Source organism: Tautonia rosea, assembly GCF_012958305.1.
Lineage (GTDB): Bacteria > Planctomycetota > Planctomycetia > Isosphaerales > Isosphaeraceae > Tautonia > Tautonia rosea.
In genome coordinates this window covers 324,124-347,663 of sequence record NZ_JABBYO010000004.1, presented here as the reverse complement: position 1 = coordinate 347,663, position 23,540 = coordinate 324,124, and the positions used below count along the sequence as shown (strand labels likewise).

Annotated in this window: 16 protein-coding genes; 8 read left to right on the top strand and 8 right to left on the bottom strand. The window is 64.8% G+C overall.

From position 1 onward, the window contains the following. Positions 1-28 precede the first annotated feature (28 nt). The 3 genes from HG800_RS08985 to HG800_RS08975 all read right to left on the bottom strand — a co-directional run bounded on the left by HG800_RS08985 (position 29) and on the right by HG800_RS08975 (position 5,798). Positions 29-1,147: a hypothetical protein gene (locus HG800_RS08985; protein WP_169975991.1), complete on the bottom strand. Its 1,119-nt coding sequence runs from the start codon at positions 1,145-1,147 to the stop codon at positions 29-31. Further along, positions 1,147-3,399, bottom strand: a complete 2,253-nt coding sequence (locus HG800_RS08980; protein WP_169975497.1) for a hypothetical protein — start codon at positions 3,397-3,399, stop codon at positions 1,147-1,149. Before HG800_RS08980 ends, HG800_RS08985 begins: the two co-directional genes overlap by 1 nt. A 161-nt stretch (positions 3,400-3,560) precedes the next feature. Then, a complete protein-coding gene (locus tag HG800_RS08975) occupies positions 3,561-5,798 on the bottom strand; it encodes a hypothetical protein (RefSeq protein ID WP_169975989.1) in 2,238 nt (745 codons plus the stop codon). 198 nt (positions 5,799-5,996) lie between these two features. On the opposite strand from HG800_RS08975, the gene HG800_RS08970 reads away from it, so the two are divergent. The 8 genes from HG800_RS08970 to HG800_RS08935 all read left to right on the top strand — a co-directional run bounded on the left by HG800_RS08970 (position 5,997) and on the right by HG800_RS08935 (position 17,430). Beyond that, the gene (locus HG800_RS08970) at positions 5,997-6,638 is read left to right on the top strand and encodes a response regulator (RefSeq protein WP_169975987.1); all 642 of its coding nucleotides are present in this window, start codon (positions 5,997-5,999) and stop codon (positions 6,636-6,638) included. Then, the gene (locus HG800_RS08965; RefSeq protein WP_169975985.1) at positions 6,635-8,032 is read left to right on the top strand and encodes a bifunctional folylpolyglutamate synthase/dihydrofolate synthase; all 1,398 of its coding nucleotides are present in this window, start codon (positions 6,635-6,637) and stop codon (positions 8,030-8,032) included. Before HG800_RS08970 ends, HG800_RS08965 begins: the two co-directional genes overlap by 4 nt. 147 nt (positions 8,033-8,179) lie before the next feature. Then, entirely contained in the window at positions 8,180-9,346 is a 1,167-nt protein-coding gene (locus HG800_RS08960) for a 3-keto-disaccharide hydrolase (RefSeq protein WP_169975983.1), read from the top strand. Positions 9,347-9,505: 159 nt separating this feature from the next. After that, positions 9,506-9,961 carry a DUF423 domain-containing protein gene (locus HG800_RS08955; protein ID WP_169975981.1) on the top strand — a complete coding sequence of 152 codons (456 nt, stop codon included), beginning with the start codon at positions 9,506-9,508 and terminating at the stop codon, positions 9,959-9,961. A gap of 102 nt (positions 9,962-10,063) precedes the next feature. Beyond that, on the top strand, positions 10,064-10,663 hold the full coding sequence (locus HG800_RS08950; RefSeq protein WP_169975979.1) for a glycine cleavage system protein R: 600 nt from the start codon (positions 10,064-10,066) through the stop codon (positions 10,661-10,663). Beyond that, on the top strand, positions 10,650-12,026 hold the full coding sequence (locus HG800_RS08945; RefSeq protein ID WP_169975977.1) for a PFL family protein: 1,377 nt from the start codon (positions 10,650-10,652) through the stop codon (positions 12,024-12,026). The genes HG800_RS08950 and HG800_RS08945 overlap by 14 nt, the downstream gene beginning before the upstream one ends. Positions 12,027-12,143: 117 nt before the next feature. Then, a complete protein-coding gene (locus HG800_RS08940; protein ID WP_169975975.1) occupies positions 12,144-15,911 on the top strand; it encodes a DPP IV N-terminal domain-containing protein in 3,768 nt (1,255 codons plus the stop codon). 97 nt (positions 15,912-16,008) lie between these two features. Beyond that, on the top strand, positions 16,009-17,430 hold the full coding sequence (locus HG800_RS08935; protein ID WP_169975973.1) for a DUF1501 domain-containing protein: 1,422 nt from the start codon (positions 16,009-16,011) through the stop codon (positions 17,428-17,430). Here HG800_RS08935 and HG800_RS08930 read toward each other — a convergent pair. The 5 genes from HG800_RS08930 to ispF all read right to left on the bottom strand — a co-directional run bounded on the left by HG800_RS08930 (position 17,427) and on the right by ispF (position 23,518). Then, on the bottom strand, positions 17,427-20,228 hold the full coding sequence (locus tag HG800_RS08930) for a tetratricopeptide repeat protein (RefSeq protein ID WP_169975971.1): 2,802 nt from the start codon (positions 20,226-20,228) through the stop codon (positions 17,427-17,429). The two genes, HG800_RS08935 and HG800_RS08930, sit on opposite strands and share 4 nt — an antisense overlap. 164 nt (positions 20,229-20,392) lie before the next feature. Next, the gene (gene ruvC / locus HG800_RS08925; RefSeq protein WP_169975969.1) at positions 20,393-20,977 is read right to left on the bottom strand and encodes a crossover junction endodeoxyribonuclease RuvC; all 585 of its coding nucleotides are present in this window, start codon (positions 20,975-20,977) and stop codon (positions 20,393-20,395) included. A gap of 172 nt (positions 20,978-21,149) precedes the next feature. Continuing rightward, positions 21,150-22,643, bottom strand: a complete 1,494-nt coding sequence (cysS, locus tag HG800_RS08920) for a cysteine--tRNA ligase (protein ID WP_169975966.1) — start codon at positions 22,641-22,643, stop codon at positions 21,150-21,152. 60 nt (positions 22,644-22,703) lie between these two features. Further along, on the bottom strand, positions 22,704-23,033 hold the full coding sequence (locus HG800_RS08915; protein WP_169975963.1) for a hypothetical protein: 330 nt from the start codon (positions 23,031-23,033) through the stop codon (positions 22,704-22,706). Next, positions 23,030-23,518 carry a 2-C-methyl-D-erythritol 2,4-cyclodiphosphate synthase gene (ispF, locus tag HG800_RS08910; protein ID WP_315852002.1) on the bottom strand — a complete coding sequence of 163 codons (489 nt, stop codon included), beginning with the start codon at positions 23,516-23,518 and terminating at the stop codon, positions 23,030-23,032. Before ispF ends, HG800_RS08915 begins: the two co-directional genes overlap by 4 nt. Between the last annotated feature and the right edge of the window lie 22 nt (positions 23,519-23,540).

Sequence of the window (23,540 nt, the reverse complement as noted above, 5' to 3'; positions counted from 1 at the left end):
TTCCTCGAACCGTCCGGCAAGGAGCAGCTTACTGCCCGGTCGATCGCGAGCCGTTCGGTCCCCCTCGGATCGGCATTCCTTCCGGGAGGGGGCGGGCGGCGATGGTGAAGCCGTACCCGTGCAGCACGTCCCAGAGTCTCCGATAGAGCGGGAACCCGTCCGGATAGACCCAAAGGGTAATGGTCGTCCGACCCGGATTCAGGCGCTGAATGACCCGACCAACCTCGGAGGCGGGAGACAGGGCCAGCTCAAACGGCTCTCCCCGCTGGGCCCTCGTCGGCACAACCTCGAACCCCTGTAGCCCGTACGAGGCTGAGACTGCGGTGGGCCGCCTCGGGTCGGCCGACAGCCCGACCGCCGTCGGCCCGATCTGGTACGACATCGAGAAGGCCCCGATCGGCCCGACCGTCCCGGAGACCCCCCGAGCCGTCGGCCCGGTCATCCGCAGACGGAGCTTCGCATCGGCCTGGGCCTTTTCCAACAAGCGATCCAGATCAATGAATGCGACCCGATCCCCCCGGATCTCGAAGTGGTATTCCTCGCCGGTGATGGTCCGGGCGACCGGGCTTCGACTCGTGTTAAGCGCCTCTCTCGGCGGCGGCGCGGCCTCGATCGCGGCGATGACCCGGTTCAATCGGTCCCGTTCTTCGAGCAGGACGGCGATATTCGCGCGGGCCTCGGCCACTCGCTCGGCCTCGCGACGAAGCTGCTGAGCCGACTCGACTGCGGTGCGATCGGCGGCAAGGGTCCATAGCTCGGACTCTTCCCGAGCCGCGACGAGGCGAGCTTCGTCTTGCTCGGCGGCAGTCAGGGCGGCCTCAACCGCTTTCAGGTCCTCCTCGGCCTGGGCCAGGGCGACAGGATCGGGGCCGATTGGCTCGGGCTCCGGTTCGGGATCGGGCAGGGGGGGCGGCTCGGGATCGGGCACCGCCTCCTCGGGCAGGACGACCGGCAACGGTTCCGCCGTCGGCTCAGCCTCGACCACCACCGGATCGACCACCACGAGCGGTTCCGCCTCCGGCTCTCGGACAATCCAGGCTCCCAGGCCGACGATCACCAGCACCAGGGCCGTCGCTTCCGCCAGCACCCGCCCCGGCGATTTCCAGGTGACCTCGTCCGATCGGCTCGACGATGTGACCATGCTCATCACCAGCGCTCCGATCCAAAGAGGGAGAAGGTTCTCGGCTCGCTCGCCTGCCAGGTGATCGGCCACTCCGGCTTCGCCAGCTCGACCTGGCTTCGGGCCGACCAGTACAGACCATACCCCCCCGGCTCGACCAGGAACCGGACGGTCGGCACCGGATCGCTCGCCGGTTGCTTCCGCCGCTCCGAAGCCGCAACCGCCTCGATCGCCTGCACCAAGCGCCCGTCGTCGTCCTTCACCGTCTCCTCGCTCAGGCGGTAGCCGCCCGGGTGAATCGTCACCCCCTTGCGGCCACTGGCCACCACCACCTCGATCCGTCGCCGACCGAAACCGCCGGCGGAACCAAACCCCGACCCAGAACCCAACGCCTGGCCAGAGATCGGCGAGGCCGAATCGCCCGATGCCCCTTCGTTCCCATTGCCGGAGGCCGGCCGAGACGCTCCTCCCGCCAACGGGTCGGACGGGTTCGGCTCTCCCGAAGGCAGCCCGGCCCCGGCTCCCGAGCCGATCGGATCGCCCAACGCGGCCCCCGCCTCTCCGTCGGCTCGGCCTTCGGCCTGACCGCCGAAGCCAAGCAGTTCCTCAAGGCCTGGTACCGGAAGGCCCGGCCGACCGGCTCCCGGCTCGCCGTCCTGCCAGCCAAGGCCGGTCCCGCCTCCTCCTCCCGGCACTCCTCGCCCTCCGATCGCCGCAGCCGATCCCCGGCCTCCGATCCCCGGACGACCCGCCAGTCCAGACCCAGCCGCGATGCGGGAATCCACCCCACCCGTCTCGCCTCCCGGCATCCCGTCGAGGCCCGGCACTTCCGGCTCGACGATGCTCGACCAGGTTCCTCGGGAGCGGGTCCCTTCCGCGATCAACTCCTCCAGTTCGGCAGGGCTGATGGACGACTGCCCCCCCGGAGAAGCGGCCCCCGAGCCTCCTGAACCAAACCCTGGATCGCCCGATCGCCCACCGGCCCCGGGTCCTCGACGGCCGAGTCCCGAACCGATCCCAGGATCACCGGGAAGCCCGATCGGCCCCTCCGGCATCAGATCGGCCAGGCTGCGCATGTCCTCGGCGATCGCGGCCCCACCGGGATACGAGGGGACACCCAGGGACCCCGATCGTCCCAGGCCATCCTGATCTCCGAATCCGCCGAAGCCGCCATCTCCTACAAACCCGGCCAGACCAGGATCGCCCCCAGTCGCGGTGTCCTCGATGGGCGGATCGGCCTGAAGCGAGGCATCAAGGGAAGCCCAGATGGTCGGGTCATCCCAGGCCGGATACTCGATCTCCCAGTCCTGATCGACCAGTTCGTACCCATAAGGAATTCCAATTGCGTCGAGCGACGATCGAGCCTCGTAGAACGGCCGGATGCCGTCGGGTCGGACCACGAACAGGACGTACGGCTCGACCCGCTCTCCCCCGGGTGCCCCTTCCCGTTCGAGCAGGAACGCCAGCCGCTTGACCGCCGCGCCGAACGGGCCGGATCGCCCCGGCATCGCGGCCAGCTCGATCATCGAGAAGCTCATGCCTCCCGGCTCCATCACGGCCATGCCGTTGCGGCACTCGACCGGGATCGGCCGCCGCCAGGTGCCCGACGGTCCTCGGTAGGGGAGGATTGCATAACCCGGCCGCTCGATCTTCTGGCGGCGAGCGGCTTCGGCCTGATCTTTCTGCCGTTCGAGCACATCCCGTTCCAGGGCCACCAGTTGCAGTTCGGCCTCCAGCTGCTCGGCCTCGGCCGCCAGCCGAAGTCGACGGCGATCCGCCTCCCTTGCCTCGGCCAGGAACGCCTCGATCTGCCGCCCCGCCTCCTTCAGGCTCCCGCCGATCGCCGCCACCCGCTGCGAGACCCGATCGACCTGCTCGGCCAGCCGGGCTCGTCTCGCGTCCAGCTCTGCCAGAGCTTCGGCCGTCAGATCGACCTGGGGCACGGCGGGTTCTGGCTCCGGCTCGGGTTCCGGGACCGGTTCCGGCTCAGGTTCCGGGACAAGGGCAACCTCAGGGGGTGGTGCCTCCTCGTCTGAGCCGTTCGCGGTGCCAGTGCCGGAGGCGGGCATCGCCACGACGGCCGCAGGCGGCTCGTCCTTCCCAACCCTCCAGTGCGCGGCAATCAGGAGGGCGCACGTCCCCCCCACTCCCAGCACAAACATGAGCAGGCTCAGGACTTCCAGCAGCACGACAGGCACACACCGAGCGCGGCCTTCGCCCTGGCCGACGCCCTCGCCCTGTCTCGGTTTCCGCTCCCTGTCGGGTCCGTCGCGATCCATCGCGCCTCACCCTCCTGGTTCACTCCGACCGGTCGGTCGATCCGGACCGCCCGTCTTCAACGATCGGAAGGTGCGGAGGATACCTTGAGCAGAGAGCCGAGGGAACCACGGGAATATGGCAAGTGCAAGGAAAACCAGAGAGTCTGGGTAGTTTTCCAGTTTCAGGCAAGGCGACGGATCACCGTCGGAACGACCAGGGCCAGGCCCAGAGCCAGGCCGAGGCTCACGCTGATCGGCAGGCCGAAGTCGGGGCCGAAGAGGGCGACAACTGTCGCACCGAGCGAGGCCAGGGCCACGGATCGCCGGGCGGAAAGGCAGGACGACAGAAGGATCAGTGCGGCCAGCCCAGCGCCGACGTGGCGAAAGAGCAGGGCGAGGAGTCCGGGCGCGATCTCGGCTCGAAGCGGTTCGGCCCGCTCGGCCTCCGCCTGGAGGGCCTGGCGGCGAGCGTCGAGCGACTGGCCAAGTTCGGTCAGGTCGAGGTTTTCGGGTGATCGGGCAGCCTCGATCAGCTCGGCAGGGGTTTCCTGAGGAATCAGCCGGTTCTGATGCATCCAGGCCAGGAATCCGGCCAGCAAGGCGAGTCCGACGAGCAGCCGGACCCGAGGGCCGGTGAGGGTGTCGAGCAGGGTGAGCGATCGGCGGCAGAGGCGGTCGAAGGGGTTCTCGGCCTCGACCTCGACCAGGACGGTCTCGGGGTTCCGAATCGCGTCGGCCAGTGAAGCGGCCAGGCTGCCGCCGGACAAGTGATCACCCCGCTCGAAGGCTCGGGCGCGGGCGATCAAGGCCGGGGCGATCCGCCACGACCGCCGCCGGGCGGTCAGCTCCGGCACCCCGGCGGCCTTGAGGCGGATCTCTTCAAGGTCGGTCAGAACTCCCCGGTCGCGTTCATTGCGACGCATTATCAGGCGGGAGTCGAAGAACCGCGTCATCCGGCCGAGCAGCTCGACCCGGAGCCATCGGTCGGGCCAGGGTACCGCCCGTCGCGTCGAGGCGGCCCGGTAGGCGTCCGCTCCGAAGAGGGCGAGGAACAATGGCCCCCAGTGCTCGCCACCGTGGTCGATGGCGAAGGCGCGGACGGCCGGTTCCGTCAGACCGTGGACGCGGAGATCCCGGAGCACGGTCGAGGCCCGATCGAGGGGCTCGCGGCGCTCTTGGGCCAGGCGATCGTCGATCAACACCTCGCGGACCCCGGCCAGAATCGCCGCGACGATCCCGAGCGCGATCATGATGCCGAGCAAGCCCGCCGCCTTCAGGCCGAGCAGGCCCAGCACCACCGCTGCCGCGACCGTCGCCAGATCGCGCCCCCGACCTCCGAGGACGAACCGCCGGACCCGGTCGAACAGGGCTCCCCCGCGCCGGACCCCGCCCACGACGAAGCCGAACAGGGCCGTCAAGAACATCAGGTGGAGCAGGCCCAGGGCCAGGCTTGGAAGGGCGAGCAGCAGGGCGAGCAGGACGAGGGCACCCGTGCCGCCGTAGAAGCCGAGCGTCACCGTTTTCCCAAGGCGATCAGTCGGTGCATTGGCATACGACGAGGCAAACGAGCGGTACGCCTCGACCAGTGATTGCCGGGGAAGAAAGGTCTCTGGGGTCGGAGCGCCGACGATCCGCTCCAGTTCGGCGACGGCCGGGGCGATCGACGCGAAGCCACCGTCCTCGACCGGGAGCCGGAGCCTCCGGATCAGGGTGGAGACACTTGCGGGAACCCGGCGGTTGAGCGACTCGGGCGGGGGGGTCTCGGAGGGATGGGAGGAGGGGCCGGGCGGGGTGCCGGTGAGTCGTTCGTAGAGCACGCAGCCGAGGGCGTTGAGGTCTGATCGCTCGGCCGAAGGGTCGGGAAACGCGGGAGGATCGGTCGCTTCGGGGTCTTCCGGAGGGGGCGGGATACGGCCGAGGCCGGTCAGGATCACCCGACCATCGGCCAGCTCGACCAGCGACTCGGGCCGGAGGTTCCCGTGACTCAGGCCCAAGTCATGGAGGGCCTGAATCGCTCGGCTCGCCTGGAGCGCCTCGCCGACGGCGCGTCGGACCGACGAGGGACCGGGCCGGCGTCCGGGTTCGTGTTCGGAGTCAACCGGCTCCTGCGATTCGGCCCGAACGAGTCCGCCAGGGCGTTCGATGAGTGCCAGCCGGCCGCCGAGCGATTCGAAGCGCAGGACTTCGGCCAGGTTCGGATGACGGACCCGCTCCAGGGCAAACGCCTGTCGGGCAAGGCGCTCGGCCCGGACCGGGTCGTCCTCAACGCGTGCCCCGTCGATCCAAAGGGTTACGGCGTCTCCTTCACCGGGGGACCAGGCGCGGTACGAAACCCCCGAGCCTTCCGGCCCGATCGGCCCGAGCACGGCCAGGCCCGCTCGAGCGGCCGGAATCTGGGTGAATCGAGGAAGGCGGATCATGGCATGAAGGGGCTCACCAATCGGGTTCGATCCGGTCCAGAGACCAGGAACGGAGCCAAGAGCTTCGTCTCGAATTGGCACTGCGTCTGCACCGTTTGACACGATACGAGCACGGAGGCCCGGCGAACAGTCATTGCTCCCATCAATCCACAATCGACCGGAACCGGCATGGCGGCCCAGACGGGAGTCGGGGTATGCTTGAGGCTTAAGAGTCGCCACCGAAGCCATGCCACACCGGACGATCCAAAGGCAGACCGGGGCACGTTCATCGAGCGATCAACCCCGCCGATCGTGAGCGTTGCCGAGCAGAAGGGGGTGACGACCGTGGCCCATTCCGACCGATTTGCGATCGTGGTGGCCGACGACGATCAGGCCTTGCGCACCGTAACCGCCAATTGCCTGCGAGACGCCGGCATGACCGTCTGGGAGGCCGCCGACGGGAATGAGGCCATCGCCCTGGTGCGAAAGCATCACCCGCGCGTCCTTGTCCTCGACCTCTGGATGCCCCACCGAGACGGTTTGCAGGTGCTCGAGGTCTTGCGGTTCGATCCGCTGGCAACCGGCTTGCAGGTCGTGGTACTGACCGGAGACGGCCAGGCGGATGGTCGATTGCTCGCCCTCGCGGGAGGAGCGTCGCGGATCCTGCTCAAAGGCGGACCGTTCGAGGAACTGCTGGAAACCGTCCGCTCGTGTGCCGAGCACACCCTCAGCACACCCTTCGACCTCGACGTGCTCGACGATAACGAGAACGATGACGACGATCGGGAAGGGCCGGGAGCCGTGCCCGTGTCTCACGATCCTCAACGCGACCTTCACCCCACCAGGCCCGACCTGCCTTGAGCACCGACGCCTACCGGGATTGCCTCGACCGCCTTTACGCGCGGCTCGACTACGAACGAGTCGGCATGCCGGCCTCGGCTTCCTCGACCGAGCTTCGCCTCGGCCGAATGCGACGCTTGCTTCGCCGGCTGGGCGACCCGCATCAACGCTTGCGGATCGTCCACGTCGCCGGGACGAAGGGCAAGGGGTCGACCTCGACCATGATTGCCTCGGCTCTTTCGGCCGGCGGGATCAGGACCGGCCTGTTCACGTCGCCGCACCTGCACCGGCTGGAAGAGCGGTTCGTGATTGACGGCGCCATGATGGCTCCGGCGGACTTGATTGACCTGTTCGAAACGGTGCTCCCGAGCGTCGAAGCGGTTGAGCGGCAATGGTCTGCTCCGACCGGCCTGACGTTCTTCGAGGTCACGACGGCGATGGGCCTGCTCCACTTCGCCCGATCCGGCTGCCGAGCCGTGGCGCTGGAGGTAGGCATGGGAGGTCGGCTCGATTCGACCAACGTGGTGCGGCCGGCCGTGTCGGTCATCACGTCGATCTCGCTCGACCACGTCCGGCAGCTCGGGCCGACGCTCGGCCACATTGCGGCCGAGAAGGCGGGCATCCTGAAGCGGCGGACCCCGGCAGTGATCGGCGTGGCTGAGCCGGAGCCCCGAGACGTCATCCACGCCATCGCCAGGGCGAGACGCTGTCCTGTCCATCAGATCGGTCGTGATTTCGATTGCTCGTATGAAACTCCGGCACATCCCCTGATCCGTCCCGATCACGGTCGGGTGTCCGTCCGGACCTGGCGGCGTAACTGGGGATCGCTCCGCTGTCCCTTGCCGGGAGAACACCAGGCGAGGAACCTCGCCGTGGCACTGGCGGCGCTCGATGCCCTCGGCGAGGCGGAGCCGGAGCTTGATCTGTCGGTCGAAGCCGTCGTTCGGGGGCTCTCGAGCCTGAGCTGGCCGGCTCGGGTCGAGGTGGTGAGAGAGGCCCCCTGGCTGGTCATCGACGGGGCGCACAATGTGGCCTCGGCCGGGGCTCTGGCCGAAACGCTCCAATCGTGCTTTCCGAAGGTTCCCCGAACGCTCGTCTTCGGGACCAGTCGAGACAAAGATCTGCCGGGACAGCTTCGGGCCTTGCTGCCGCTGTTCGATGCCGTGGTCGCCACCCGGTTCGTCGAGAACCCCCGCGCAGTTGATCCCGACACTGTGGCCGAGGCCGTAACGCAGCTCGGCGGTCCTCCTTGCGTGATCGCCCATGAACCAACTCTCGCACTGGCCGAAGCGCGGCGGATCACTCCGGCCGAGGGCTTGATCTGCGTGACCGGCTCGTTGTTCCTCGCGGCTGAGGCGAGAGCCTCGGCCCTGGGGCTTCGAGGAGTTCCGGCCGGGCCTCGGCTCGTCCCTTGAGGCGATCGAGGACCGGCGTGAGGGTCGGGACGGACGGCGCGATTCGAGCGAGCAATTCCCGCGCTTCGGAACGCTGGCCGAAGCGGATCATTTGCCGGTATGATGCTGGATGATCTGCTTGACGACGCATCCCTCGGAGCCTGCGCCATGTCCGTGATCCGAAACTCGTGGACCCTTCCCATTGCCTTTGCCTTGGCGGTGCTGCTGGCCGGGTCGGTACCGGGCGTTCGTGCCGCCGAGGAGACCGCCAACACCCTCTCGGACGAGGAAATCGCTGCGGGCTGGATCCAGCTCTTTGACGGCACGACAACCTTTGGCTGGAAGGTGGACGCTGAGGAGCAGGCCGAGGCCGTCGCGGTCGCCGACGGGGCCTTGATCGTCCGGGGGCCGGCGGTCGTGCGGACGACCACCGAGTTCGGTCCATGCACGATCCGCTTTGCCTGCCGCTATATGGGAACGGGCGATGCGCTGATGGCCTTGATCCGTCCCGAGACCCGGCCCGCAGCGCTGGTTACGCTCGATGCCGTCGGTCCGACGGAACCGGAGACCTGGGATCGTTACGAATTGACCGCCGACATGGAGGGGATTGACGGGCAGATGGAAACCCGAGACGGCGGGTTTCTGGCCGCGGGAGTGTTTCAGGAGAAGTATCTCGTCGCAGGTCCGGTGCGTCAAGCGGTTGGCTTCCGCGTTGGTGAAGGGGCCACTTTGATGCTCCGCGACGTTGAGCTGAAGCCCGGGGCAATGACGCCGATCTTTAACGGCAAGGATCTGACCGGCTGGACGGTGCTCGACGGGGGAGAGTCGGTTTACTCGGTGACGGACGAGGGATATCTCAACGTCTCGAATGGCCGGGGAGACATTCAAACCGAAGGCCAGTACGATGACTTCATCCTGCAGCTCGACATCTTCTCGAACGGCGAGCACCTGAACAGCGGCATCTTTTTCCGCGCGCTCCCCGGCCAGTTCTGGAGCGGGTACGAATCGCAGATCCGCAACGAATACGAAGGCGACGACCGTACGAACCCCGTCGATTACGGTACTGGGGCCATCTATCGCCGCGTCGCCGCCCGGAAGGTCGTGGCCGACGATTTTGAATGGTTCACCAAGACGCTCGTCGCCGGCGGCAACCACTTCGCCGTCTGGGTCAACGGCTATCAGGTCACCGATTGGTACGACGACCGGGAACCGGCCGACAACGGGCGCAACGGATTCAAGGCCGCGCCGGGGGTTATCAGCATTCAAGGACATGACCCAACAACCGATCTGAGCTTCCGCAACCTTCGGATCGCCGAACTGCCCCGCGACGAGTGAGCCGGTGACGAGCGGGTACGATTGGCGTTGGTCAGTCTGGGACAACCAGAGACACCTTGCCGGATCGGCGACAATAAAGAGACAGGCCGATCGCGGCGAACGGCACGGAATCAATCCCCGGCCGTTCACGGAAGCAAGCATTCGGAAAGGCATACGTCGATGAACGGAGCAGGCTGGGCACGGATCGGGGCGATTCTCGGCGGCGTGGCGGTGATCGCCGGGACATTCGGGGCTCATGGTCTGGAGGGGAAAGTCGAGCCGAAGGCCCTGGAGACGTTCGAGATCGGCGTGCGCTACCAAATGTACCACGCCCTGGCGCTTCTGGCGGTTGGCCTACTGGCGCTTCGAGCGGGGCCGAGCCGGGCGATCTCGGCAGCAGGCTGGCTGTTCCTGTTCGGGTCGATCGTCTTTCCGGGGAGCCTGTATCTGCTGGTGCTTGCGGGAGGGACGGCCAACTGGCTCGGGATGATCACCCCGATTGGCGGGGTCGCGTTCGTCGCCGGATGGATCACCCTGGCCAATGCCTGCCGCCCCGAACGCCTCGGACCTCCCAAGGTTTCCCTCGACGAGACCTCGACCCGTGTGGCGGCAGGAGACCCGCAACGAGGGCCGTGACTGAAATTAATCACAGGAACAACTGCTGGCGCGTTCAACTGGAACGAAACCATCGCAGGTGTATTGTCACTCTCCACCGGAGAGAGTTCTCTCAGGAGCACCATGCATACTTATATTGTGACGGTTACAGCCGCCGACCGTGTCGGGATCGTCCACTCGGTCACCGGATCGATCTCTGAACAGGGCGGAAACATCATTGAATTGAGCCAGACGGTCCTTCGAGGCTATTTCACCATCATTCTGGCCGTGGCCTTTCCGGAGGCGATCGATCCTCGGGGCCTTCGTGATGTAATTGTCGCCCGAGGAGAGCGATTCGACCTGAAGGTCGCCGTCCTGCCGGATGAAGGCCATCACATCGATCCAGTGCCTGGTGGCGATCGCTTCATCCTCACCGTACTGGGACAGGACAGCCCGGGCAATATCTACCGGATCGCCGGAAAGCTGGCCGACCGAGGCGTGAATATCGTCGACCTGCATGCGCGATCCGACGGACCAAACTTCCGCTTGATCATGGAAGCATTCTTGCCTCCCCATCTGAAACCGGCCGAATTGCGTGCTGATCTGGAACAGTTCGGCGCGGAGTTGGGCATGGAAGTCTACGTGCAGCACGAGGACATTTTCCTGGCCACCAACGAACCGCGTCCGGTCCGGGTCGGTTCAAGCCGCAATCCTGAGGGGAGCGACGTCGTTGTACCGCACTGAGGACGTACTTACCACGCTGGGGATGGTCCGGCAGCATAAACTGGATGTCCGCACCGTCACAATGGGTGTGGACTTGCAGAGCTGTGCGTCTCCTGATGTTGCCACGCTGTGCGATCGCATCCGGACCCGCCTGCTGCATTATGCCGGTCGGCTCCGAGAGGTCTGCCAGGAGGTGCAGGGACGCTACGGCATTCCAATCGTCAACCGACGGATCGCCGTCAGCCCAATTGCTGGGGTCGCTGCCGGACACGATACCGAAGGGCTTATTGCCGTCGCCCGGACCCTCGACGCCACCGCGGCCGAGGTGGGTGTTGACCTCGTCGGCGGCTTCACGGCTCAGGTTCAAAAGGGCTGGACCGAGGCGGAGAAACGCTTGATCGAGGCCTTGCCGCTTGTGTTGTCGACGACGCAGCGCGTTTGTTCGTCGGTGAACGTCGGCACGACGGCGGCCGGCATCAACATGGATGCAATTGCCCTGCTCGGTCATGTGCTCAAGGACACGGCCGAGCGGACGCGATCGCACGACGGTTTTGGCTGCGCCAAGCTGGTGATCTTTGGCAACGCCCCGACCGACAACCCTTTCATGGCCGGCGCCTTCCACGGCGCAGGGGAACCAGACTGCGTGATCAACATCGGCGTGAGCGGTCCCGGCGTGGTCAAGGCCGCGGTTGAGGACCTCGTGGCCAACGCTCAGACCCGCCCCACGCTGGGCGAAATTGCCGAAGAGATCAAGAGCACCGCCTTCCGCGTCACCCGAGTCGGTGAGCTGATCGGCCGGGAAGTGGCCGCTCGGCTCGGAGTCGCATTTGGGATTGTCGATTTGTCGCTTGCGCCGACCCCCGAGGTAGGCGATTCGGTCGGTGAGATTCTTCAGGTGATGGGGGTCAAACGCCTGGGGGCTCCCGGCTCGACCGCAGCGCTGGCCCTGCTTAATGACGCCGTGAAGAAGGGGGGGAGCTTCGCCAGCTCCAGCGTCGGCGGTTTGTCCGGTGCGTTTGTGGCGGTGAGTGAGGATGCCGCCCTGGCCGATGCCGTCGCCTGCGGCGACCTGACCCTGGCGAAGCTCGAAGCCATGACGGCGGTGTGCTCGGTCGGACTCGACATGATTGCCGTCCCGGGCGACACCGACGCCGAGACGCTCGCCGCGCTGATCGCCGACGAGGTCGCCATTGGCGTCATCAACCACAAGACGACCGCCGTGCGGATCATCCCCGTCCCCGGCAAGGGTGCCGGCGACCGCGCCGTCTTTGGCGGCCTGTTCGGCGAGATGGACATCCTGCCCATCCACGCCGCAGGTGGCAGCGGAGACTTCGTTCGCCACGGTGGTCGGATTCCGGCCCCACTGTCCAGCTTGAGAAATTAAAACATCTCGATTTCGTTCCTCGAATTCTCTGTTCTTCAAGGTCAGGATCGGAGCGGGAGTTCTCCACTGTCTTGCTTCGATCCTGACGCCACCGTCTGGTCCCGTCGAGAATTATCCATGCGCATGATCATTCGATCGCTCGCCGTGACGTTCATGCTGGTGATGCCAACCCTCGCGGCAGACCCCCTCCGCACGGTTGCCGAACGCAGCGGGTATCAGGCCACCGCCCGTTACGACGAAGTGGTCGATCTGTGCCGGAACCTCGACGAACGCTCGGATACCGTGCGACTTGATACGCTGGGGACGACCGTCGAGGGGCGATCCATTCCCCTTCTGATCGTTGCGGATCCGCCGGTCGCATCGGCCGAGGACGCACGACGCTCTGGAAAGCTGGTCGTGTTGGCGATCGGGGCCATCCACGGCGGCGAGGTGTGCGGCAAGGAAGCCTTACTCATGCTCGTCCGAGAACTGACGGAAGAGCCTGGACACCCCTTGCTCAAGGACCTGATTCTCTGCGTCGCTCCCGTCTTCAACGCCGATGGGGCCGAGCAATTCTCGACCGAGAACCGCCGGGGTCAGAACGGACCTGCCCAGGGAACGGGAGCCCGAGGGAATGCGAATCGCCTTGATCTGAACCGCGATTTCATCGCCTTGAATGCGCCGGAAACGCAGGGACTGGTGCGGTTTCTCGACCAGTGGAACCCTCATCTGTTCATCGATACGCACACGACCAACGGATCGGCTCACCGCTACCTGATTACCTACGACGGGCCGAAGAATCCGGCAACGCATCCCGACATTCTCGCATTTTCTCGAAACACGTTTCTCCCCGCCATTGCCGAGTCGTTCCATCAGGCCACCGGCGAGCACGCCTTTGATTACGGAAATTTCGAAACCGATCATTCCGAGTGGACGACCTATCCTGCGAATCCGCGGTTTGGGACCACGTATGCAGGCTTACGGAATCGCCTCTCTCTGCTTTCAGAAGCGTATGCGTATGCCTCATTTAAGGATCGCGTGACCGGAACGCTCGCCTTCGTTCGATCGGCACTGGAGCAAACCGTTGAGCATCGAGACACGATTGAATCACTGCTCGATCGGGCCCGATCGGAGACCATTCAGGCGACACATGTTAACGTGCCGATTCGCTCCGAGGCCCAGCCCTTCGAGGATCCGGTGACGATCCTCGGCTTTGAGGAATCGGCTGGGGCCAAACCGATCGAGAGCTACACCAGTGGTCTCCCCAAGGATTACACCGTGACCTTCGTGGCCCGATTCGAGCCGTCGAAGACCGTCCGCCGGCCGTTTGCGTATGTGATTCCTGCCGGGCATAACGCGGCGATCGAAACGCTCGAACGTCATGGGATTGCTCGCGAACTGCTCCGAGAGGACATCGAGGTTGAGGCCGAGGTTGCGACCCTCGACGAGGTTCATCGCAATGGGGGGAGCTACTATGGTCCTGCGTCGATCGATGCCGAGGTCACGGTTCAAACCGCGAGGCGACGCATCCCGGCTGGTTCGGTTCTGGTGCGGACTTCGCAACCGATCGGCACGCTGGCAACCTATCTGCTGGAGCCGGAGTCGGATGACAATTTGCTGACCTGGGGCTTCTTTGGTGATTCGCTCGCGGCGGGAGACGAATTCCCGGTGCTCCGCCTGGTCAACGAGGTCGGTCTGCTGACGACCCCTGTTGGGCAGGATGACGAGGAAGTCGACGAACGTAAACCGATCACCTTCGACGTACTGAGCGGAAGTAACCGGCCAAATTTCAACGGATCTCCTGCCTCGGTGCGCTGGCTCGACGGCGAACATTATCTCCAATCGCGCAACGGACGTCTGATGAAAATCAAGGCGGCCACCGGCGAGGCCGAACCCTATCTCGACGCCGAACCGATCGCCAAAGCCCTGGCCACCCTGCCGACGATCCGCGAGGAGAATTCTCAAGAACTGGCCCGTCGAGCGATTTCGGGTTATTCCGCGAAGGACCCGGGGGTCTTGATCTCGTACGGCGACGACCTGTACTTCGCCACGATTGATGGATCGAAGGCGAAACGGTTGACCAGTTCTCCGGGGGAAGAAGAGCTGGCCGAGTTCAGTCCCGACGGGCGATTTGTCGCCTTTGTTCGTAATAACGATCTTCACGTCGTTGATCTGGAAACGGCCACCGAGCGAGCCCTGACGACCGGCGGCACCGATCGGGTCCGCCACGGGAAAGCGGTCTGGGTCTACTTTGAGGAGCTGTTCAACCGGAGCTGGAAGGCGTTCTGGTGGAGCCCCGACGGGGAGCACATTGCCTTTCTCCGGCTCGACGATCGACCACTTCAAATGCACTCTGTTCTCGATGACACCCGGCCGAGACGTGTGGTGGAAGACACGCCCTATCCCTTCGCAGGGGACCCGAATCCGAGGGTCGCACTCGGAATCGTCGCGGCTCGCGGAGGAGAGCCAAAATATACCGATCTTTCGCGCTATCTTGACGATTCGTTTCTCGTCAGCCACGTCGGCTGGTTCCCGGACGGCAAGTCGGCTCTGGCGTATGTTCAGAATCGGACACAAACGTGGCTGGATGTCCTTCGCGTCCCGATCTCGGGTGAAGCGCCGTCGAAACTCTTCCGGGACCAGACCGAAGCCTGGATCACCAGCCCTGGCGATCCCATTGTCCTGCCCGATGAGACCTTTCTCTGGCTCAGTGAACGCGACGGCTGGCAGCATCTGTATCACTACGAAGGCGACGGCACCTTGATCAAGCAGGTAACGATGGGCGAGTGGGAAGTGCGCAAGGTCGAGCATGTTGACCCGGAAGCCCGCGTGGTCTTCGTGACCGGAACGATGGACAGTCACATTGCGGAGAATTTCTACCGGGTGTCGATCGATGACCTCTGTGTCGATCGTCTCACGAACGAACCGGGCCATCATACGGTGCGGGTCGCCCCCGATGGGAAACACTTCGTGGATACGTGGTCGAGCGTAACGACACCAACCAAGGTGGCGCTCCGATCGACGACGGATGGCTCGCTCGTGCGGATGATCGATGACAACCCGGTCCCCGACCTGGAACGCTATCGCTTCGCTCCGAGAGAACTGGTGCAGATCGAGACGCCTGACGGTTTTCTGCTCGAAGGGGAGGTGATTCTGCCTCCAGACCTGGATGAATCGAAAATGTACCCCGTCTGGTTCCAGACCTACGCAGGCCCGCACTCCCCAACGATTCAGAATTCCTGGGCGGGAGGCCGGGTGCAGGATCAGGCGCTCGCCTCGGAAGGGTTCATCATCTTCCGTGCCGACCCGAGGAGTGCCAGTGGGAAGGGAGCCGTCTCGGCCTGGACGGCGTACAAGAGACTTGGTATTCCAGAGCTGAAGGACATCGAAACGGCGGTCGACTGGATCAAGGAACGTCCTTATGTCGATCCCGAACGCATCGGCATGACCGGCCACAGCTACGGCGGATTCATGACCGCGTTTGCGCTGACCCATAGTGACCGCTTCGCCTCGGGGATCGCCGGTGCTCCCGTCACCGACTGGCGCAATTACGACACGATCTATACCGAGCGATACATGCTCACGCCTCAGGAGAACCCTGTAGGCTATGCTGAGACCTCGGTCGTCGAGGCGGCGAAGAATCTGAAAGGCCGGCTGCTCATTGCCCACGGCGCAAAAGATGACAATGTGTCGTTGCGGAATGCATATCAGCTCATCCACAACCTTCAACAGGCGAGCCAGCCGTTCGAGCTGATGATCTATCCGGAGGCAAGGCACGGAATCTACGGCGAGCACTACGCAAATCTTCGCCTTGAATTCATCCGCCGGACCCTGGGCGGTGGCCCGAAGGATCGCTCGACTGAGATTTCGGAACCCGTCGGTGCAGCGACCGGGGAGGGGCAGTAATCGGTCTAACGGTTGTACACTCGGTCGGCAATTCGGGTACACTGAATCAAGGGCATTCCCGATCGTTGTTTCCGAGGTTGATCCGACGGAGCATGCCGTGATCCGATTCCTCGCCCCAGCTCGAACCCATCGAGAGCCCGCGACGCGCCGGGAATTTCTCAGGATCGGTGGTCTTGCGGGGCTCGGAACCCTCGCCCTGAACCGTGGTGCATCAAGCAGTGATAGTCCGTTGGGACCGGGATTCGGTAAGGCTCGATCGGTGATCCTCGTCTATGCAAATGGCGGGCAAAGCCAGTTCGAAACCTGGGATCCCAAGCCCGAGGCCCCTCGCGAAATTCGGGGGGCGTTTGATCCGATCGCGTCGAGCGTGCCCGGTACGATCGTCTGCGAGCACTTGCCGAAGCTTGCGAGCCTGGCCCATCGCTACTCGATTTTGCGAAGTGTCTCACACGATGATCTCGACCACGGATCGGCCGCCTATCTGACGCTGACGGGGCGGTATCATCCGAGGAAGTCGTCCAACCCCTTGCCGTCGCCAAACGACTTTCCGACGCTCGGCGCGGTCTTGAAGAGGGCTCGGCCGTCGCAGGTTACTCCCTATACGGCGGCGCACATCAACATGCCGGTCGTGGTTCCTGAACTTCCCGCTCCGGGGCAGGACGGCGGGTTTCTCGGCCGGGCTGATGCCCCGCTGGTGGTGGGCGATCCGACCGACCCCGAAGGGTCGTTGCCCGACCTGGAACTGCCCGACGCCGTGCCGACGGTAAGGATGGAGGCCCGCCGTTCGTTGCTGGAGGCGATCGAGCAAGCCCGTCGCGAGGCGTTTGGGCTCCAAGGGACCGACGAACATCAGGCCATGTATCAGAATGCCTATGAGTTGCTGTCGGACCCAAGCGTCCGCCACGCCTTCGATCTGGCGGCCGAATCGGATCGGGTTCGCGAACGCTACGGGCAGTTCCGCTCGGGTCAGGCTTGTTTGTTGGCAAGGCGGCTGGTGGAAGGGGGGGTGCCGTGGATCACCGTCTCCTGGAACCACTCAGCCCGAGGGCAGGATCGGCGGCCTGATGAGTTCGACTGGCTAGGATGGGACACTCATAATGACATCTTTGCTGTCATGAAGCAATTACTCCCGCGATTCGATCAGAGCCTCTCTGCCTTGCTGGAAGACCTTGACGATCGCGGGTTGCTTGACGAAACGCTGGTTGTTTGCATGGGAGAGTTCGGCCGTGCCCCTCGGGTGGCGCTCGAGCCAAGGTTCTCGGGGGCATCGCCGGGGCGGAAGCACTGGGCAAATGCCTATTCGATTCTGGTCGCGGGTGGGGGAACCACTCCGGGAAACGTGGTGGGAGGAACCGACCGGATGGGGGCCTATCCGACCTCGGATCGGGTCGGACCCTGGGACGTGGCGGCAACCATGTTCGCAAGTCTTGGTGTGAATCCGTCGGCCGAGTATCGTGACCCGCTCAACCGCCCGTTTTCCGTAACCACCGGCAAGCCAATCTCGGCGTTGTATCGTTAGCGGCCCGCGTACGGCTCGACGCGCCGGATGATCGCCTCAACGGCAGCCTTCGCTGCGTCGTCCGGGGCACGGCCCAGGGCGTTGCGGGCGGCTTCGAGGGCGAGATCGGCCCGACCGGCGTCGAACTCGACCAGCATCAGGCCGAAGTGGGCATCAAAGAGTTCAGGGTCCTCGATGAGAGCCTGGCGGTAAGCGTCTCGCGCGGTGTCCAGGTCGTCCACGGCGTAAAAGGTGGCGGCCACGCGGGCCTGGCGGATCGCCAAGTTCGGCGGATCGACCACGGCTTGCCACGACTGTCGTGCTCGATCCGGATACCCAAGATGCATTTGCAACGCTGCGATGCGGTCGGTGGTCGGCCAATCGCGCTCGGCCAGGGGATACTGTTCTTCGAGCAATTCCACCGCCGAGGCCACGCGGCCAGAAGCGAGCAAGGCATCGACACTCCGTCGAATGCGTTCACCATTGGAAACGTCGATCCGGGGCTCGCGGCCGAGCTGAGTCTTCAGGCGATCAAGCTGGGTCCGAGACGCATCGCGCGACATCGCCTGCTGTGGAGAGCGAGGAGGGCGGGCGGCCGATCGCTCCAGCAGGGGAATGGCGACCTCGGTCATCCCGCCCTGAAGCGCAAGGCCAAGCAGTGCCGAGAGCGCGATTTGCTCGTCGGGATCACGTTGAAGTGCCTCTCGGGCAAAGGCGGCCACCCGCGCCCGGTGCAGGTCTGCGACAGGGTCGAACGGGCGGAGGTAGCGGCGATCGGCCCCCGCCACGCCGAGCCCGGGGACGCGTCCCAGCTCCAGGGCAGCGGCAAAGGCCCAGGGTTCGGCTGCACCGGGCATGCGCCGTCGCGTTTCGCGAGCGAGGTCGAGGCCGAGCGGAATCAACACGGAGGCCTGATCGGGCCGGCCGCGCTGTTCAAGCAAAACAAGGACGAATTTGCTCAAGCCTTTGGTGGCGGAGAGCCACTCGACATCACGACTCGGTGGCGACGGGTCGAGCTGGGTGCCGAAGTGGCGGCCGAGGAAGTCGACCGCGGGCAGGTCGGCTGTTCGGGCGTCGGGCTCGTGGGCAAAGACGGAGGCCACCTCGTCGAACCAGATGCATCGCCAGGAGGGTTCCAGCAGAAGCGAAACGCCGACCCCGGTCGCCAGGCTGTGATCGGCGAGCAAGACCGGGTTGCCTGCCTGTTCGAGTCCCGGCCGCCAGGGGGCTCGGGGGTCGTCGGTGGCAATGGCCCGGCTCAGCTTCGAGTAAGCGCGGTACTGGTCGGAGCCCATGACTTCGAGCCTTGGGTCGACAAAGACCTTTCGCTCCGGACCATGATGATAAATGAACAAGGCATCATGTCCGATATGAAACCCGAGGAAGCGCGGGGGGAGCCCTTCGCTCCCGGCGAACTCGACAGCGCGGTGTGGGAACCAGGCGGGTTCCTCACCGAGTCCGATCGTCCGGCCTTCTTCGGCCAGGGCATAGAGCTGGCCCGAGGCCACGGTGGCGAAGAGGCCGACCGTAACACACAGCGTCACCAGCCTTGGCCAGAGGCGAGGAATCGCTGTCTTTCCTTGTTCGGCCCGTCGGCGGAGCACCGCGGCAGCCCACTCTCCGAAGTTCCAGGCAGTGATGGTCCCAACAATCGCCGCGAACTGGTGGCTGTTGCGGGTCGCCTGCCAGCTCAGGGCTGTGAAGGCGAGGTAGAGCAGCAGTCGGAAGGGTCGAAGCGACCAGGAGGGCTCGACCGCCGGCTTGCGATTCGTCTCACGCCTCGTCGAGGCTTTGGTTTTTTTCCCCTTTGTTTTTCTGGAGCGCTCGGCCGGCTCGGGAGTGGTGGGAGAGAGCCGAAGATCGCCGAGCCTGGCCGTGCCTTGCCAGAGTAGCGGAATGACGAAGCTCAGGCCACCGAGAGCGACGACCGTCAGGTGGACGATCAGCATGAAATGCGGATAACCCGCCGACTCGGCGATCAGCCGGGGAATCGAACTTAATTCAGCAATTTCTTGCTTGAAGATTGGATCATTCAGGGTGCCGAACAACAGATCGGTCAAGGGAAACAAGGCCCCTCGAATACCGTAGGGGTTCATCAAACAGGCCAGACCAACCAGAACCGACACCCCGAGAGCGATTTTCCACCACCGGCGGCGGTCGGGACCAAACGCATTGGGACGCAAGGCGGCGTCGATAAGAGCAAAGGTGAGCAGAATCGGCCCGAAGACGAACAACCCTTGCGTGTTGACCCAGCAGACCTGAGTCAAGGGTAGCACCAATCCGAGCCAAGGCTGCCGATCCCAGCGAAAGAGCACCGCCAGAAAAATCGAAATATACAGAAGCGTGAGCGTTTCCGGCCGAATGTACATCCGGCCTCCCAGCAGGACCAGGGCCGGGAGCCAGGTCAGGACCATCACCCAGAGCGGCCATTCCCGACGCTTCGCAGTCACGAGGAGCAGGACGGCGATGGTCGTGATGACGCACTTGGCCAGGTTGAGGAAGACAACCCCGCCGCGCTCGAAACCGTAGCTCAGAAGGATCTGAAATCCCCAGTGCAAGTCGATCCAGGAACGATCGGGCACGGTGTAGGTGTAAAGGTCGGTGCGGGGGATCTCGCCTGTTTCTCGAATCAGGTCGCCGGTTCGAAGGTGCCACCAGAAATCGACGTCCTTTAGCGGAAAGACTCCGAGCAGGAACGTGACGGCGGCGAAGGCAAGCAGGATGGCCCCATCCGTCAGGCGAAGCCGAGCCGGATCGGCGGCGGGGACGGGGGGCTCACCGGAAGTGCTGGCCCGCGACGGAACGGGAATCGTGGGCACGGACGAACCTCGACTCGAACGATGGGGCGATCATGCGGGCGATGCAAAGGAGCGACGATGACGTTATCCTAACGCGCCAAACGGCGGCGGGGGAGATGGGATGAGGGCATCGGATCTCCGGAACCACTCGACTGGTTCATCCCCGTTCGATCGCCTTGAGCAACTTACCCGTTCGAGCCTCGGAGCAGGGCTCCTTGGTTGCGTTCGTTCTGGAAATGGCAAAGCGCGACGGCGCAGGCGTCGGCGACGTCGTGCGGTTCGGGAAGGCGGTCGAGGCCGAGTTCGGTCCGGATGGCGTGCTGCATCTGTTCCTTCGGCGCCCGGCCGTGGCCGGTGAGGGTCTTCTTGATCCGGGAGGCGGCGTAACCGATCACCGGCACCCCGCGTTGCGCAGCGGCGAGCATGATCACCCCTCGGGCGTGGGCCATAAGAATGGCGGTCCTTGGATGTGCCGGGCGGCTGTGAACCTGCTCCAGGGCCAGGGCACCGGGGGGGAAGGCGTCGAGAACTTCGAGAATCCCCTGGTAGATGGTGTCGAGCCGGCTCGCGAGCGTTCCGTCTCGCTTTGCGCGGATGACCCCGGCCTCGACCACGAGAGGGGGCGGCCCGATCAGCCCGGATGTCGGCCGAGGGGCCGGTTCGATCACGGCGTAACCCGTGACCCCCAGGCCGGGATCGATGCCGACGACCCGACCGGGAACCGGCCGCGACGGTTGCTCTGAGCCGGATTCCACCACTGTCAATGCCATCAAACCCCTCCTCCGTCCCTGGACCTTGATCATCGCCAAGGCGGATGCATCCGTCCACCCCAACCGGGGCGAACGGCACCGGGGATTCTGAAGAAGGGGGAGGGATTCGGCGCAGAGTGTGCCTACACCGCCGTGGGCAGGCGTCCCAGTCGCTAGAGACGGGTGGCCGCGATCAGCGATCGTTCTCGATCTTCCAGCCGGTGCCGTCGCGACGGTCTTCCAGAATCACGCCGAGATCGGCGAGGCGGTCGCGGATCTGGTCGGCGAGGGCAAAGTTGCGGTCCTTGCGGGACTGAGCGCGGAGTTCGATGAATAGCTCGATCAAGGGGCCGGTCAGGCCGCCGGCATCGGCCTCGGTGTGGGTCGGAGGGCGGAGGAACAGGCCGAGCAATCGGGACAGTTCGCGGAGGACGATCACCCCATTGGTCCAGGAGTCGAGGGCAGGGGAGGGTTCCCCCTTGCGTTCGTCGAGGTGTTCAGTGTCGGCAAAGCGGTTGAGTGCCCGGACGAGTTCGAACAGCTCGCCGACCGCGCCTCCGGTATTGAAGTCGTCGTCCATCGCTTCGAGGAATCGGGAGCGATGGTCTCGGACGTCGGGCGGCAGGTCGCCAGACGCGTGGCGGTCGCCATCCTCTCGCGAGGCAGGAGCGTCAAGGCCATAGAACGATCGCCCGGTCAGGCGATCGACGCGATCGAAGAGGGACCGGAAGGCGCGCAGGCCTCGCTCGACTTCTTGCAAGCGGGCCGGGCTGAAGTCGATCGGGCGTCGGTAGTGGCTGGAGAGGAGCAAGGCTCGGATCGTGTCGGGCTCGTACTGGTCGAGCAGATCGACCATGAGCACGACGGTATCAGGATCGGACTTGCTGATCTTCCGACCTTTATTGGTGAGCAACCCATGATGCATCCAGCAGGATGCGAAGGTCTTGCCCGAGAAGCACTCGGACTGTACCACCTCGTTCTCGTGGTGGGGGAAGACGAGGTCGAGGCCTCCGCCGTGGATATCGAAGTGTTCGCCGAGTAATTTCATGCTCATGGCCGAGCATTCGATATGCCAACCGGGCCGGCCGGGCCCCCAGGGGCTTTCCCAGGCGGGCTCGCCGGGCTTCGAGGCTTTCCAGAGAGCGAAGTCGCCGGGGTGCTTCTTCTTTTCGGTCGGTTCGATCCGGGCGCCGGCCTGGAGTTCCTCGGGGTTCCGGTGGCTGAGCTTGCCGTACTCGGCGGCCTTGCTCACGTCGAAGTAAACGTCGCCGCCGGACGGATAGGCAAAGCCCTTGTCGATGAGACCCTGAGTGATGCCGAGAATGCCCTCAATGTGCTCGGTTGCTCGGGGCATGTGGTCGATGCCCGTTACGCCCAGAGCGTCGAGGCAGGCGAGGTAGTCGGCCGTCACACGTTCGGCCAGGTTCTTGACGGTTGTGCCTTCGGCGTTGGCCTGAACGATAAGCTTGTCGTCGACGTCGGTGATGTTCACCACCCAGGTTACGCCGTAGCCGCTGTGGACGAGGAACCGCTTGATCGTGTCAAAGATTACCGGCCCGACCATGTGGCCGATGTGGCTGTTCGAGTAAACCGTCGGCCCACAGACGTACATGCCCACCTTGCCGGGGACGACGGTCTGAAGCGGTTCCTTGGTCTGGGTCAAGGTGTTGTAAACGCGGATGGGCATGGTCGTGGTCGTTCCGATCGGGGTTCGCTTGGCGGGCCAGTCGGTCGCCGCGGGAGGTTCTCAGAGCGGATCTTCGGTATCGGCTCGCAGGGAAGGTATCAGCCAGAGGATGATATTGAGCAGGACGCGGGGGATCATAACCAAGAGCAGGTAGGCCGCTCCGTACATCCCGGCGATCAGCAAGCCACCCAACACCAGGATACCGAACGCGCTGAGAACGGAGATCTCCTGTTCCCCGGCCAGGGTCTTACTGTCTCTCGAACGATCGCCAGTGCGAGGGCAAGCAATGCGATGGCAACCATCAGCCGGCCGATGGAGCGCTGGGAGCGTCGCCTTGATTCGCCGACCCGGGAGGCCATGGGGATGTTGCTCGCTCCGGTCCTCGGTCACGGACCCCGGCCCTCGGCTCGCTCGACCAGCACGATCGCCTCACAACTCATCGCCTCGCTCCGACCGATCGGGCCGACGTGCTCGCCGGTTTTGGCCTTCACGTTCACGGCGTCTTCGGGCAGGCCAAGCAACCGGGCGACATTGGCGCGAATGGCGGGCTTGTGGTCGAGCAGCTTCGGGCGCTGGGCGTGGATCACGAGGTCGCAGTTGACCGCCTGCCAGCCTGACAACGCCACTCGGGAAACGACCTCGGCCAGGAGTTTGCCGCTGTCGAGCCCTTCGTGCTGGGGGTCGGTGTCGGGGAAGATCTCGCCGATGTCGCCCAGCGCCGCGGCCCCGAGCAAGGCGTCAGCCACGGCATGCAAGACGATGTCGGCGTCGGAATGCCCGGCCAGGCCACGGTCGAAGTCGATCCGCACGCCTCCGAGGATCAAGGGCCGCCCCTCGACCAGGCGATGAGTGTCGTGACCGATCCCGACTCGCACGGCTGAGCCTCCTTCGACAAAA